Source organism: Pseudomonas savastanoi, from assembly GCF_020917325.1.
Taxonomy (GTDB): Bacteria; Pseudomonadota; Gammaproteobacteria; order Pseudomonadales; family Pseudomonadaceae; genus Aquipseudomonas; species Aquipseudomonas amygdali.
On record NZ_CP076652.1, the window covers coordinates 1,350,320 to 1,364,461 of the forward strand.

The window sequence follows — 14,142 nt, forward strand, 5'->3', positions numbered from 1 at the left end:
CTGATTCAGACTGCTTTAACTTTAAAGGACTATAACGATGAGAAACCCGACACCCGATTTTGCCGGCTTCATCAACGCTCTGAGCGTCCAGCTCGGTACATCATTGGCCTTGCAGAATGGCGTATGCGCCCTTTACGACGGCCAGAACAACGAAGCGGCGATCATCGAGTTGCCCGAGCACAGCGAAATGGTCGTCTTTCATTGCCGTGTAGGCCGCTGTCCGGAGCGTTCCACTGATCTGCAGCGCCTGTTGAGCCTGAACTTCGACGTCGCCCGTTTGCACGGTTGCTGGTTTGCTGTCGATCAGGGCGATGTACGTCTATGTGCCCAGCGTGAACTGTCTTCACTCGATGAACCGGCGTTCTGCGACGTGACTCGCGGCTTCATTTCTCAGGCTCGTGATGCTCGGGCATTTTTGCAGGCGTGAATAAAAAAGCGCCGCGTAAAGGCGGCGCTTTTTTCACTGTTTGCGTTTTCAGCTTTTCAGTTCAAACCCTTCTTGCTTCAACTTGCCCGCCGCTTCCTTGAGCGACGCCGAAGGCCGCGACAACTCGCCGTCAAAGGTGTAACCAATCGGTTTGTCCTGGTCTGCGCCATAAATGAAGTTGATGCGCCCCAGCGTTTTAGTGACACTCATATTCGCTCCGCTGTTATAGCTGACCAAGGGGGTTGGTGAGGTGAAGTTTTCAGCCTGAGTCGCGGTGTGGAATACCACCAGGCGCTTGATGCGCATCTGGTTGCGGTCCCCCAGAAGGTCGGAGAGGTCGCTTTGGGTCATGGTGCCGTCCAGGCTACCTTCGTCGATTTTATCGACCAGTGAGTCCTTCGGTTCCAGCCGTACGCGTGCCAGTGTCCCGATGCTGCCCTCCATGTCCTTGAGCATGGCGCGGAGTTTCGGGTCCTGGCGCATGAACTCGGCAACCCTGGCTGCATTGCCGGGGGCGCTCGCTTCACGTACTGAGCCCATGATTTTGGTGAGTATGCTTTCACTGCTCAGGCCGGAGAGGTTGGTTTTGCTGGTCTCAAAACGTGCGTTATCCATCACGCTGTGCTTGTTGACTGATGCCCGATGCTCGACCGCCCCGCGTTTCAGGCCACGAAGTGCTTTGTACTGCTTGTCGTTCTGCCATTGAGTGTCGGCAAACAGTTCTTCAAGGCCGTCGAGGTGCGCCTGAATAACCTCATCCGGTTTCTTGCCTGCGTAACGCGCATTCAGCGGGTCGGCCAGTTCGGCCAGTTTTGCTTTGGTCGTGCTGTCCTTGAAGGCCTCGCCGAGGCTTTTAGACAGCTTGCCCAAACCTTCGGTGGTTATCGGCTTGGCGACGTTGTAGCGAAACTTGACCCGTTTGACAGTCCTGTTCTCTACGCTGAAGTTGACCGCTACTCCCAGATTGTTGGCGGCTGACTGTGAAGCAGGCGTCGGTCCCGGCGCGGAGGCGGGTGTGCCTGTGGGGGCGGTGTGGGTGCCGCCGATCTGACCGCGAAGCTGCCCGCCAAGCGTTGCGTTGTTGAGAAAGCGCGGGCGGTTCTTGCCGCCTTCGCGCAACTCGGTCTTGTCGTTTTTCTGGGTCAACGAGTAATCGGTGTAGGTCATCAGGTTAACGGTGATGTTCGCCGCGAATCCGCCGCGCACCACCGCAGAGAACGAATCGCTATTGGGATCGGCATCCGGGTCTCTGTCTTCGGTCAGGTTTATTCCTGCGCGTAGATCGGCAGTTCCGCCCGCCGTGAGGTCGAAGTTGAATCGCCGCGCCTGGTAGGTCTCATGGTCTACTGCTTTTTTAAGTACCTGCAAGGGGTTCAGCTTGCCTTCAAACAGATCGTCGACAAATGCGTCAATGTCTTCATCCGGAACGTTGAAGACCACGCCGGCACGTTGGCTGGCGGCGACGGTGGCTGTCACGTCCACGCCCAGGCGAAAGTTGGGGGTCAACGTGCGGTTGTTACCGACGTCGACACTACGAGCAGGATGGTTTTCGTCAAAAAAGCCCGGCCAGTAGTCTTTGCCGGCACCGAAGCCACCGCTTACGTTTCCCGCACCTTCGCTGATCAGGTACAGGGTAACGCCGCCCTCGCAACGCTCGGCATTGAGTATGTAGTTACGGTTGCCGGTGGTGCCTGCCGTTGGCCATAGTCCTGTGGCCTTGTCGGCAAGAATGATGAACGGGGTGGTAAGGTTCAGTCCGTAACTGCGTTGCAGCCCAATTTCGTCGTCTCCATGCTCCAGTTGCTTGAGCATGCTTTTGAATTTCCCGGCCAGCTCCGCCTGGTCCTTGCTGCCTGTGGCTGCGCGCATGTTGACGCTCACCGCATGGTCAGCTTTTTTGAACGATTTGAGGAATGTCTTGACCGCTTCGTAACCGCTTTCCAGCGCTTTGTTATCGGTAAAGCCCATGTCTGTAACCACCTTGACCGGGTTTTCGCCGTAAGTCACATCACGCAGCGTCGCCAGTTTGTTTTGTAACCGATCTATGTCGGCTTGCGGCGGTAGCTGTTCGACCTCGTCGAGCAGCGCGCCGAGGCTTTTCAGCGTGACCAGATCCAGCGCCAGACGCGCTTTACTCAGGCCATGCTCCTCACTGGCATCGCGGCGCTGCCCCAAGGGTACGTCGGCTTTCTGGTGGCTGAGTTTCAGCCCTTGATACTTCAGCGTGCCGAGTAACTTTTTGGTGGGGTTTTCAGCAGACGGAGCAACTTGAGTCAAGGCGTCCTGAAGCTCTTTGACCAGGTCATGTCCAGAGCTTTTAAAGTTGAGCTTTGTGCCCAGCTCAGCGAGTTTCTTGCCGAACTGGGTGCGCACCGACGGCTTGGCCAACTCACCGTGCTGGTTGAGAATGCCGTCTTGTTGCCTGAGGTTTTTCACCTTGCCATAGCTTTGGCCGATAGACATCAGCGCCGTGTAGCTGTGATTTTCCAGCTCTTCGCGCAGAGTTTCCAGTTCCTTGACCAGCGTAGCGCCTTGAGGCCCCAGTTTTGATTCCAGTGCGGCAATACGTGCTTTTAAATCCTTGCCCGGGGCAGGCGGCCTGCCACCGGATTCATGGATCAGCTCCAACTGCTTGAACAGCATGGACTCGGTTTCATATACCTCATTCAGACCCAGGTGACCGTGGTGGCGATGTTGAATATTGTTGCCAACGTTCTTCATCCAGCGGGGCACTTCTGCGGTGTTTTTGTAGACGTTGGCGCGCATGAACTCGCTGGTGCTGGCTTTTTTGGATTTCTCCACACCGCTGCGCCCGAATGCATTGATGTCCATTCTGAGCGTCAGCCCGGTTTTTGGAATTCGCCAGGTCTTGTTCGATCCCGTGATTCGCGAGTGCACGTCATTCAAACCGTTTTCTTCTACCGGGCGCTGCTCGAAAGCTTGCCATTTGCCTGCACTGAGCCGCATCAGACCCTGGCCCTCGGCGTCTTCGACCTGGGCGCTGAGCACGTTGTCGTCATTGGCGAAAAGTGCCTTGACCGGCTGACCCTCAGGTAGGGCAACCGGCGTCCAGCGGGGGCGCATCTGATCCCCCAGCTTTGTCGATTGCCAAGCTTCCTTGGGCAGGCAATAAAGCCCGCCGGTACTGGTGAGCGCATGAAGGTTGTGTTTTTCATCCAGAGCAAGGCTCTTGATATCGCCTTCCAGGCCGGAGATATCGAGAGTGACGGGTTTGTGATCCTTGCTGTGGGCGGTCAGCTTGTTCTGGTCATCAAGGGCGACGAAGCATTTGTTGCTGACCATTGCAAAGGCTGTGATTACTCGGTCGTCGAGGCCTTCGATTTCCTTGCCCATCTCGACTGTTGTCGAGCGCGCGGTCTGGGCCAGCGCCGTGTTGTGGTCAAAGGCCATGTTGGGGTGTTCAGGAGTCACCTTGAGCGCGTGCAGCTTGCCGCCCTTGAGCACATAGGCGTTGCTGTCGGCACCGCGTTGCAGGCGGTCAATATCTTTTATACCGGCGTCTTTCCAGCATTCGGGCGTCGCGTCCCAGCGCTGAATGCGTCCTTCGCTCAGGCCAACCAGACCCGCACGATCGAGGTTGAGCCGGTCAGCGGCGGTGGGGGGCGGGGGCATGCTCAGCCCGCGATTGTTGCTCAGTACCAGAGCATTGGTCAGGTTCCAGCCGCTTTCCAGTTTTGAACTCTGCTCATTGAGTGCGTGGGAGTGAATCTCGCCTTGGCGGTTTTTGATCAATGCATGCACACGGCCGTCATCCCCGTTGATGAATCCGGTGACGCTGTCGTGGCCACCCAGCGGCAGGCCTGCCAGTTGAAAGTTTGCCTGATCGGGCATCAGCTTCAATTGCGGGTCATTGCTTTCAAATGCGCTCCGGTCCGCGCTGTAAAGTCTGCCTTGGGTGTCTGCTATGAACAGCTTGTTGTCGCTCAGGCCGACCGCAGCCGCTTGCGCCTTGCCGCCGTCGAGTTCAAGCGCTTTGGTTTTCTTCTCGGTCAGATCGCCAATCACCGGGCTCATGTCTGTGAGCAGAATCGCCTGGGTCTCTTTGCCGCTGAGCAATGCCGCTCTGTTGTCCGGCGCCACCGAAAATGACTGCAGATCCTTGACTTCAACGTGCGGCATGAACGGGCTTGTAAGGTCGACTACCACATCGTCGCTTTTCGCATAGACCGAGCCGTTGCCGCCTGCGGCCAGACTGTTGAAAGCGATGTCCTCCGTGCCTTCAGGCGCTTTCCAGCGAGCACTGATCGGGTCGAACTGATAGAGCCGGTCTTCATGCACACGCATACGCTCGCCGTCGTGCCTGAGAAGCACGCCGGTGATGTGAGCGATGTGCGCCTTGCCGGGTAACTCTTGAGTCTTGCGTCCGCTCGCGGTGTCGACGTGAATGTTGCCGTCTTCACGCTCCAGTTTCACAGCTGGCGGTTTCTTTCCTTCTATATGCAGTGCTTCTTTGCTGCTGCGGATCAAGACTAGCGAACTGTCGTCCTGCGCCAGGTGCAGCAGGTGCCCGTTGGCCTGTAGCAACTGATGGCCGTGCACGCCGTCTTTGCTTTGATGGGCCAGGTAGGTTTGCCTGGGGGTGGCGAGAATGGAATCCAGCAATGGGGCCAGGCCGGGAGTATTGAACGTGGAGAAGTCAGGCTTTCCCTTGGCGTCCAGTTGAATGCTGCCTTGTGGCTCTGAGTTGCGAACCAGTTTTTCGTCTTTCAGCTCGAAACGGCCTCCATTGCTGCGCGTCATCATCGATTGCCGAGAACTCTGGAGCGTTGCCGGCTCGTCCGGGTCTTGGGCTTTGGTGCCGGAAGTGCTGGCGCCGCTATGCCCCGCACGCGTCACTGGCTGGCGCGTATCGTCCAGGTCATCAAGACTATTGCTCGATAACTGAGATACAGGCGCTTTATCTTTGGCTGTCTTCGCATTTGAAGTGGGCTGTGAAGGCTTGACGTTTTTTACGGTGGGAGGCGTGGCCGCTTTCTGCTGCGGTGCCTTGGATTTCTGGAACAGTTTGCTGACGTTCTTCAGCGCTCGCTTGCCGACACTGCTCAGTGAGTGCGAGGAGCGCTGCTTGGGTTGTTCGGTTTTTTGCTGTAGATCAGTTGCAGCGTTCGTATTTGCCGGGACCGGCGGCTGAATGATGCTTCCGGTGTTGCGGTGGATCGATGATGAATGCACGGTGAATCTCCCTGTCCATTTGCCACTGATGGCAGCCTGATGCAAAGCGTGAAAATTCCTTCATCGGCTGAGTGGCAAGTGATGGTGGAGGGTTCCATCGCAAATACTTATGGCTGAAATGATTCAGCCAAGCGCCTTGCTGCGCTGATATCGGTTTCAAAGGGAACCGTAACGGTGAACGTGCCACGTAGGATGGACACGTTCAGGACATTCCCCCCATGCCCGCCGTTGCCTCCTTCGTATCGCGCCCCCGCTTGCTGGCTCGCGCTATTCAAATCGCTGTCCTCGCCTTGGGCTCGCTGTGTGTGGGTTGTCAGTCTGTGGACTATTCAGCACCCCGGCAGGAACGCAATCCGCGGCTGGTTACGGGCCTGGTCTACTGGGGGGGAGATGATCAGGAAGGTGCGCGTGCGGCAGAGAGCATTTCCGATTTGCCCGTGTATAACGGCGAGGACGTGTGGCAGCGCGTTGCGCAACGCAGCAGGCTGGCCGCTGGCCAGGGCATGAATGAGCGTATCGCTCGCCAGCGCGACTGGCTGCTGAGCAATCGTGGCTTTATCAGTGGGGCAAGTGTCCGGGCCAGCCCCTATCTGCATTTTATTGTCGAGCGCCTGGACGAGCGCAACATGCCGCTGGAGCTGGCACTGTTGCCAATGATCGAAAGCTCCTACAACCCGATGGCCAATTCACCGGCTGCGGCGGCTGGCCTGTGGCAATTCATGCCTTCTACCGGGCGCAGCTTCAATCTTTATCAAAGCGCTACGTACGACGCTCGCCGTGACGTGGTGGCATCCAGCAGGGCGGCGATGGATTACCTGACCCGCCTGCATGATCAGTTCAATAATGACTGGCTGCTGGCACTGGCGGCCTACAACTCGGGCGAAGGCACCGTCGGCCGGGCGATCGAGGCCAATCGGCGGCGCGGCCTGCCTGTTGATTACTGGCACCTGAATTTGCCCAGGGAAACCCTGGATTACGTGCCCAGGCTGCTGGCGCTCTCGCTGATCGTGCGCAACGCCGCTACCTACGGTGTAAAACTCACCCCGGTCGCCAATACGCCATATTTCGACGTGGTCGAACTCAACCATGCCGTAGACCTGACCCAGCTTGCGGCCACTGCGGGCGTGGATGAGGGGCAGTTGCTGAGACTCAACTCGGCGTTTCTGCGCAAAAAAACGCCGGATGGACCGGGGCGGTTGCTGCTGCCCAAGACTCAGAAGCAAGTGCTGACAGCCGGTATCGCGCGAATTACCGGAGAATCGCCCGTAACCATGAGCGCCCCTCAGCGCGTTGATAAGCCTGCGGTCGAGCACTTGGCATTACCCCGGACGCCGCAGCCTGTGCGTGTGGTCGAGCGAACGCCGGTGCCCAGGCCCGTGCAGGCGGTGGAGGTTGCTGAGCGGGCACCTGTGCCCAAGCCCGTGCAACCCATGCGGGTGGCAGAGCAGGCTTCTACGCCGCAAACACCACCCTTGGTACCGGCTGTCGAGCATAAAGAGCCGCCGATGACCCCGCGGACACCGGCAAGGGAGGCATTAACGGTGCCTAGCGTGGTACAAGCCGGGCGCTACGTGGATGACCGCTCGTCGCCTCGCAGACGTGATGATATCGAGGATCGTACGGGCCCGCGCGAGCTGCCAAGCGGCCCGCGTATCGTGGTCTATGCCAGCGGTTCACGCTAATAACCTGCGGTTTTAAAGCCGGATGCCTAGCAAAATCACCTGAAAAATGCCCTTTTTTGGTGCTTTTTCTTGTTGGCGTTTCGGTGTGACTCGCCGTTAAGACGCTATATTTCAACGCTGATACGTCCTTGTTTTTTTTCTCGTTCGTGGCAGGTAGCCATGAACTTTTTACACTCGCCGACTATTTTTGCTGAACTTTTGTAAAGTTTTGTAAGCTAGTGCTTACACACATTTAGAAACATTCTTCCGTGATGACGAGGTATCACCATTGGTTATGGTCACTACCTTTGGCGCAGCGACAGCTTGCGATTGATGGATTGTCCTACACTGAATCCTTTCAGTTAACTATCCCTTCCCTCCAATTTTGAGTCTACGCGCGACGGAATCCACTCGTTCGGATAGCCGAATGGGTGGGTGGCAAAAGGCTATCTAGTTTCGAGCCCGAAAACCGGGATGATTTTGTAACCCTCCATGTCTAGCGTGAGCAGCGTTCGGAAAACCGAATGGATGAAAAACTATGAGTAACGCTGTTCAGCGTTACGTGTAACGTCTTCCGTTTCCAATCAGTAAGTTAAGTTTCAATGTCGAACTTTTTGTTTTGGTCGGGTAGTTGGGTAAAATAATTTTCCTTGGAAGGGGGGCGGTTAAGTTTGTGTTTCTCGTTTTTATTTCTTTCGGCCTGTTATTAGTTGAGCCCTTTCATGTGGCCTGTAACGGTACGTTGATTTTTTATAAGTCGAGTCACTTTCCTGCACGGTTTTTTCTAATAATAAACCGTGTGATTACATGGTTTTTTGCCCGGGTCCAAGACGGGGCAGTCGGACGAACGGCCCGAACGCCGGGGGGTTTAAGGTTTTTATGAACGGTAAGCGCTTGATCGGAATGGAATATCGATAGATTAAACTAATCATCCCAACAGTCTGGCTCTATGCGGGTGTTGCTCGTCATATGACGATATTACTATGATAATAATTCTCAACTTTGTGAGCTTTTTCTCATTTCATGGGGAACTAAATTACTATATGTGTGCCTTGTAAGACGTGGTATTAATAGTCCGCTTGCCACCCACAGTGAGAGTGATCGATGAGCACAGACATTGATAAGGACGTCCGAGAGTGTTGGGACGTAACTGCATTATCCGCTGGTCATCAAATTGCAATGAACAGCGCGTTTCTGGATATGGACTTACTGCTGTGCGGGGAAACCGGGACGGGTAAAGACACCCTGGCCAATCGCATTCATGAGCTGTCCAGCAGGTCCGGGCCCTTTGTCGGCATGAACTGCGCCGCCATCCCCGAATCGTTGGCAGAAAGCCAGTTATTCGGTGTCGTCAATGGCGCATTTACCGGCGTCTGCCGCGCTCGCGAGGGCTACATCGAGGCGTCCAGCGGCGGCACGCTTTACCTCGATGAAATCGACAGCATGCCGCTTAGCCTCCAGGCCAAGCTGCTTCGCGTGCTGGAGAGCCGGGGAGTCGAGCGGCTGGGCTCGACCGAATTCATTCCACTGGATCTGCGCGTGATTGCTTCCGCCCAGCGCCCTCTGGATGAACTGGTGGAACAAGGACTTTTTCGTCGCGACCTGTTTTTTCGGCTCAACGTGCTGACGCTCCACTTGCCAGCCTTGCGCAAACGTCGCGAACAGATCCTGCCATTGTTCGACCAGTTCACCCAGGAGATTGCCGCTGAGTTCCAACGTCCCGTTCCTGCACTGGATAACGGGCGTGTGCAGATCCTGCTCAGCCATGACTGGCCGGGCAACGTGCGCGAACTGAAATCCGCAGCCAAGCGGTTTGTGTTGGGGTTCCCGCTGCTGGGGGCCGAGCCGATGGATGCGCGTGATCCGGTGACCGGTCTGCGCATGCAGATGCGCGTGATCGAAAAGATGCTTATTCAGGATGCGTTGAAACGGCATCGACACAATGTCGACGCCGTGCTTCAGGAGCTCGAACTGCCTAGACGTACGCTTTACCACCGTATGAAGGAGCTGGGAGTTGCTGCATAGATCGCAGCAACGGCTGGAGTCCAAAAAGCTGATGTCTCGGGAGTCATGTGATGGATCTTGATGAGGGGTTTGATGACGACCTGGACGAGGAGCGTGTTCCAAATCTGGGGATCGTCGCTGAAAGCATTTCGCAACTCGGTATCGATGTGTTGCTGTCAGGCGAAACCGGAACCGGCAAAGACACGATTGCCCAGCGCATTCACGCAATGTCGGGCCGTAAAGGTCGCCTGGTCGCGATGAATTGTGCTGCGATTCCGGAATCTCTGGCGGAAAGTGAGCTGTTTGGAGTGGTCAGCGGTGCGTACACCGGTGCTGATCGCTCCAGAGTCGGCTACATCGAAGCGGCACAAGGCGGAACGCTGTATCTGGATGAGATCGATAGCATGCCGCTCAGCCTGCAGGCCAAGCTGCTGAGGGTGCTGGAAACCCGAGCACTGGAGCGACTGGGTTCGACATCGACGATCAAGCTGGATGTCTGCGTGATCGCTTCGGCCCAGTCGTCTCTGGATGATGCCGTCGAGCAGGGGAAATTTCGTCGCGATCTGTACTTTCGCCTTAACGTGTTGACACTCCAGCTGCCACCCTTGCGCGCACAGCCTGAGCGCATTCAGCCCTTGTTCAAGCGCTTTCTAGCCGCGGCTGCCAAAGAACTGGACGTTGCTCCGCCCGATGTCTGTCCGCTGCTTCAGCAGGTGTTGTTGGGGCATGACTGGCCCGGCAACATTCGTGAGCTCAAGGCTGCTGCAAAACGTCATGTATTGGGTTTTCCGGTGCTGGGCGTCGACCCGCAGAGTGAAGAGCACTTGGCCTGTGGGCTCAAATCCCAGCTGCGGGCGATTGAAAAGGCCCTGATTCAACAGTCACTCAAGCGTCACCGTAACTGCATTGATGCGGCAAGCCTGGAGCTGGACATGCCACGCCGCACGCTCTATCGACGTATCAAGGAGTTGCAGATCTGATTTTTTGCAGAGCGCTGGAACCGATTTAAGGGTCGTTACCACCTATCTGTACCAAGCAATTACGCTGGTACAGACCAAGGGGTATCACGTTATGAGCATCATGAGTTCTCTGACTAACGCGGGTCGCGGTGTCGTTAACACAGTGGGTGGCGCTGCGCAGGGTATCAACAGCGTCAAGAGCAGCGCCGACCGCAACATTGCAATGACAAAATACACGGGCAGCACTGACAGTATCGACGCTACCCGCTCGAGCATCAGTAAAGGTGATGCAAAAAGCGCCGAGCTTGACGGCACTGCGAACGAAGAGAACGGCCTGCTGCGAGAGACGAGCATGCTGGCGGGCTTCGAAGACAAGAAAGAGGCGCTTTCCAACCAAATCGTTGCGAGCAAGATCCGGAACTCGGTCGTCCAGTTCTGATTTCTTGAATGCCCCCTTCACACAGAGGGGGCTGCTACTTTGAGGAGGTTGTGATGCAGAGTCTCAGTCTTAACAACAGTACGCTGCAAGGCCCGACGATGGCACTCGTTCTGATCCGTCCTGAAACCGAGACTGCTGGGGCGAGTACATCCAGCCGGGCGCTTCAGGAAGTGGTTGCGCAGCTTGCCCAGGAGCTGACCCATAATGGTCAACTGGACGAGAGTTCGCCATTGGGCAAGTTGCTCGGCAAGGCGATGGCTGCCAGTGGCAAGGCTGGCGGCGGCCTCGAGGACATCAAGGCTGCGCTTGACACGCTTATCCACGAAAAGCTGGGCGACAATTTTGGCGCTTCTGCCGACAACGCCTCGGATACCGGACAACCCGACTTGATGACACAGGTGCTCAATGGCCTGGCCAAGTCGATGCTGAATGATCTTCTGACCAAGCAGGATGGCGGAACTCGTTTTTCCGAGGACGACATGCCGATGCTGAAAAAGATCGCGCAGTTCATGGACGACAACCCCGCACAGTTTCCCAAACCGGACTCGGGTTCGTGGGTGAACGAACTCAAGGAAGATAACTTCCTCGACGGCGACGAAACAGCGCAGTTCCGCTCGGCACTCGACATCATCGGCCAGCAATTGGGCAGTCAACAGAATACAGCCGGCGGTCTGGCGGGCGATAGCAGCGGTGGTGGCCTGGGCAGCCCTGTGAGCAATACGGAAAATTCGCCTGGTTCACTGGGTGATCCGCTTATCGACGCTAACACCGGCCCCGCCAGCAACAGCAATTCCAATGGTGATGTGGGCCAGTTGATAGGTGAGCTGATAGACCGAGGCCTGCAATCGGTATTGGCCGGTGGTGGCTTGGGAACACCTGTGAGCACCGCCAATACTGCCCTTGTGCCTGGCGGCGAACAGCCGAATCAGGACCTGGGTCAGTTACTCGGTGGCTTGTTGCAGAAAGGTCTGGAAGCGACGCTTCAGGATGCTGGCCAGACCGGGACCGGCGTGCAGTCCAGCGCTGCTCAAGTTGCCTTGCTGCTGGTCAACATGCTGCTGCAAAGCACTAAAAATCAGGCTGCTGCCTGACTGACACCCGCCTGACGGAGAACTCAAGTGACCATTTCCCACCTTGGTAATGTTAAAAACATCCCGCCGGAACTCGGGCAGGATGTACCACAAGGGCTCGTTTCAGAACCTCCCCAGGCGGATGTCGATATCTTCACCGCCGCAACGCGCCCGGATAATGTTTCAAGCGGTGCACCGCTTTCCGAGCATATCGCCAGCGCGATTTCCGGCGGTCTGGGCGAAACCGAAAAAATGTCCCAGCAAGCCATGCGCTCCATGAAAAAGGCCTCCGGCAGCGGAGAGGCACTGGATATCGCGGCGATGACTCGCACATTGTCGCAATGCTCGCTGCAGACAGCGCTCACGACCAAAGTCGTCAGCAAGACTGCGCAGGCAATCGACAAGCTGACCAACCTGCAGTAGAGGTTCTCGTGAAATTTCTGAGCGCAGGGCTGCTGTTGTTTTGCATGTTGTTGCTTGGCGGGTGCAGTGATGAAACCGATCTTTTCACTGGCTTGTCCGAGCAGGACTCCAACGAGGTGGTTGCACGCCTTGCGGATCAGCACATCGATGCGCGCAAGCGCCTTGAAAAGACCGGTGTCGTGGTTACGGTCGCAACCAGCGACATGAACCGCGCTGTACGCGTGCTTAACGCTGCCGGCCTGCCACGCCAGTCGCGCGCCAGTCTGGGCGACATTTTCAAGAAAGAAGGGGTCATCTCGACCCCTCTCGAAGAGCGTGCCCGCTACATCTATGCCCTGTCTCAGGAACTTGAAGCCACGCTGTCGCAGATAGACGGCGTTATCGTGGCCAGAGTGCATGTGGTGCTGCCGGAACGCATCGCTCCGGGCGAGCCGGTGCAACCTGCTTCCGCGGCGGTATTTATCAAGCACTCGGCTGCGCTGGACCCGGACAGTGTGCGTGGGCGTATTCAGCAGATGGTCGCCAGCAGTATCCCCGGCATGTCCACGCAATCGGCAGAATCGAAGAAATTTTCCATCGTTTTTGTACCGGCCACCGAGTTTCAGGAAACGACGCAATGGGCCAGCTTCGGACCGTTCAAGCTCGACAGCGAAGACTTGCCGTTCTGGCACCTGATGCTTTGGCTGGTACCGGCCGGTGTTGTCGTATTGCTGCTGATTATTGCGCTGCTGCTGCGCAGTGACTGGCGTACCGCGCTGCTTCGGCGAATCGGGTTCGGCGCCCGGAGTCGATCGACCGTACCGGCGCGTGCCTGATGGAGCTGATTGCCGAGGAGCACTGGGTTCAATGGTGGTGCAACCCCTGGCAGTTTGCGCATCCGGACTGGCAACGCCGTTTTGCCTTGAACTGCGGGCTGACACTCAGTGATTGTGATGGGCTGATGGCCAGTCGTCACAGCGTATTTTTGCAGAGTGTCGGCATTGACCCCGATCAACCGCCGATGGCTGCTGAGCCGGTGTTGCGCTGGCTGGCGCTGACACCCATACAGCGTGAACGGGCGCTGGATCTGGCCGGGCGCATCTGCTTTTGCCGAAATGAAAGCGATGGCGCTGACGGGCAGTGGTGCTGGGCGCTGACCAAAGCGCTGCGCCCCGGCGTCTGGCTGGAACTTGCCAACGAAGACCCTCGCTTGCTGTTGGGGGCCTGGCTGGGGCCTGAGTATTGGTCGCGATTGCGTCTGGCATGGGCGCCAGATGAGCTTCCCGACACCCCGTGCGAGGCACCCGAGAATAAACTTCAGACGTTGTGGCAGGCCATTTTATGGCGTGTCACGGCGGTTTGAATTCGATCCGGTTCGCTCTGTATCAGGAATTCCCCATGCTCGCCAAACGCAGTATTACGCTGACTGCCACTGCGCTTCTGCCTGAACCTGTACTGCGTCGTGAAGACATTGCCAACAGCCTGCTGGCTCGCGATGTTCTGGCCGACGCGCAACGCCAGGCAGAGCAAATGCTGGTTCTCGAACAAGAGAAGGCCGACCTGTTGCATCAGCAGGCGCTGGCCAGCTTCTGGGAAAACGCCAATGCGTTTCTCGCTGATCTGCAGGTGCAGCGTGAAGTGTTACAGCAGCAAGCAATGACCGCCGTAGAGGAATTGCTCAGCGAGTCACTTCGGCACCTGCTTGACGACACCATGCTGGCCGAGCGCGCCAGGGCACTGGTGAAAAATCTCGCGGCCAGTCAGCTCAACGAAGCGGTGGCGACCCTCAGCGTTCATCCCGACATGGCCGAGCCGGTCGCCGAGTGGCTGGCTGACAGCCGGTTTACCCAGTATTGGCAGCTCAAGCGCGACGCATCGCTGACTAGCGAAAGCCTGCGCCTGAGCGATGCCAATGGCGCGTTCGACATCGATTGGGCGACGCTGCGCAACGGGCTGGCAGGCCGTGACTCGTCTGCCTGAAACAGGC

The 14,142-nt window shown here is 57.1% G+C and carries 11 protein-coding genes; 10 read left to right on the top strand and 1 reads right to left on the bottom strand.

What is annotated here, in order from left to right; translation table 11 throughout:
- Positions 1 to 37: 37 nt before the first annotated feature.
- On the top strand, positions 38 to 427 hold the full coding sequence (locus KP808_RS05995; protein WP_230017760.1) for a type III secretion system chaperone: 390 nt from the start codon (positions 38 to 40) through the stop codon (positions 425 to 427).
- Positions 428 to 475: 48 nt separating this feature from the next.
- Here the strand turns inward: KP808_RS05995 and KP808_RS06000 are convergent, their stop codons facing one another.
- Entirely contained in the window at positions 476 to 5,620 is a 5,145-nt protein-coding gene (locus tag KP808_RS06000; protein ID WP_230017766.1) for an AvrE-family type 3 secretion system effector, read from the bottom strand.
- Positions 5,621 to 5,838: 218 nt separating this feature from the next.
- Between KP808_RS06000 and KP808_RS06005 the strand changes: the two genes are divergently transcribed.
- From KP808_RS06005 to sctL, 9 genes are all read left to right on the top strand, one after another.
- A complete protein-coding gene (locus KP808_RS06005) occupies positions 5,839 to 7,302 on the top strand; it encodes a transglycosylase SLT domain-containing protein (protein WP_230017768.1) in 1,464 nt (487 codons plus the stop codon).
- 1,083 nt (positions 7,303 to 8,385) lie between these two features.
- Positions 8,386 to 9,306: a sigma 54-interacting transcriptional regulator gene (locus KP808_RS06010; protein WP_058399578.1), complete on the top strand. Its 921-nt coding sequence runs from the start codon at positions 8,386 to 8,388 to the stop codon at positions 9,304 to 9,306.
- 50 nt (positions 9,307 to 9,356) lie between these two features.
- Positions 9,357 to 10,265: a sigma 54-interacting transcriptional regulator gene (locus tag KP808_RS06015; protein ID WP_230017770.1), complete on the top strand. Its 909-nt coding sequence runs from the start codon at positions 9,357 to 9,359 to the stop codon at positions 10,263 to 10,265.
- 91 nt (positions 10,266 to 10,356) lie between these two features.
- Positions 10,357 to 10,683: a membrane protein gene (locus tag KP808_RS06020; RefSeq protein WP_016980446.1), complete on the top strand. Its 327-nt coding sequence runs from the start codon at positions 10,357 to 10,359 to the stop codon at positions 10,681 to 10,683.
- A gap of 53 nt (positions 10,684 to 10,736) precedes the next feature.
- Positions 10,737 to 11,774: a type III secretion system effector HrpZ gene (gene hrpZ, locus KP808_RS06025; RefSeq protein WP_230017772.1), complete on the top strand. Its 1,038-nt coding sequence runs from the start codon at positions 10,737 to 10,739 to the stop codon at positions 11,772 to 11,774.
- A gap of 27 nt (positions 11,775 to 11,801) precedes the next feature.
- Entirely contained in the window at positions 11,802 to 12,176 is a 375-nt protein-coding gene (sctI, locus tag KP808_RS06030) for a type III secretion system inner rod subunit SctI (protein WP_230017774.1), read from the top strand.
- Between the two features lie 8 nt (positions 12,177 to 12,184).
- Positions 12,185 to 12,991 (top strand): type III secretion system inner membrane ring lipoprotein SctJ, encoded by an 807-nt coding sequence (sctJ, locus tag KP808_RS06035; protein ID WP_230017776.1) that lies wholly within the window; start codon positions 12,185 to 12,187, stop codon positions 12,989 to 12,991.
- Positions 12,991 to 13,518, top strand: coding sequence for a type III secretion protein (locus tag KP808_RS06040; RefSeq protein WP_230017778.1), 528 nt, complete (start codon positions 12,991 to 12,993; stop codon positions 13,516 to 13,518). The genes sctJ and KP808_RS06040 overlap by 1 nt, the downstream gene beginning before the upstream one ends.
- Positions 13,519 to 13,553: 35 nt before the next feature.
- Complete coding sequence (gene sctL, locus KP808_RS06045; RefSeq protein WP_230017780.1) at positions 13,554 to 14,135, top strand: type III secretion system stator protein SctL; 582 nt, start codon at positions 13,554 to 13,556, stop codon at positions 14,133 to 14,135.
- The last annotated feature ends 7 nt before the right edge of the window (positions 14,136 to 14,142 follow it).

Excerpts from the sequence above, each read along its gene's own strand:
- sctL (WP_230017780.1), top strand. The coding sequence starts at position 13,554 with ATGCTCGCCAAACGCAGTATTACGCTGACTGCCACTGCGCTTCTGCCT.
- hrpZ (WP_230017772.1), top strand. The coding sequence starts at position 10,737 with ATGCAGAGTCTCAGTCTTAACAACAGTACGCTGCAAGGCCCGACGATG.
- KP808_RS06040 (WP_230017778.1), top strand. The coding sequence starts at position 12,991 with ATGGAGCTGATTGCCGAGGAGCACTGGGTTCAATGGTGGTGCAACCCC.
- KP808_RS06015 (WP_230017770.1), top strand. The coding sequence starts at position 9,357 with ATGGATCTTGATGAGGGGTTTGATGACGACCTGGACGAGGAGCGTGTT.
- KP808_RS05995 (WP_230017760.1), top strand. The coding sequence starts at position 38 with ATGAGAAACCCGACACCCGATTTTGCCGGCTTCATCAACGCTCTGAGC.
- KP808_RS06020 (WP_016980446.1), top strand. The coding sequence starts at position 10,357 with ATGAGCATCATGAGTTCTCTGACTAACGCGGGTCGCGGTGTCGTTAAC.
- KP808_RS06010 (WP_058399578.1), top strand. The coding sequence starts at position 8,386 with ATGAGCACAGACATTGATAAGGACGTCCGAGAGTGTTGGGACGTAACT.
- KP808_RS06005 (WP_230017768.1), top strand. The coding sequence starts at position 5,839 with ATGCCCGCCGTTGCCTCCTTCGTATCGCGCCCCCGCTTGCTGGCTCGC.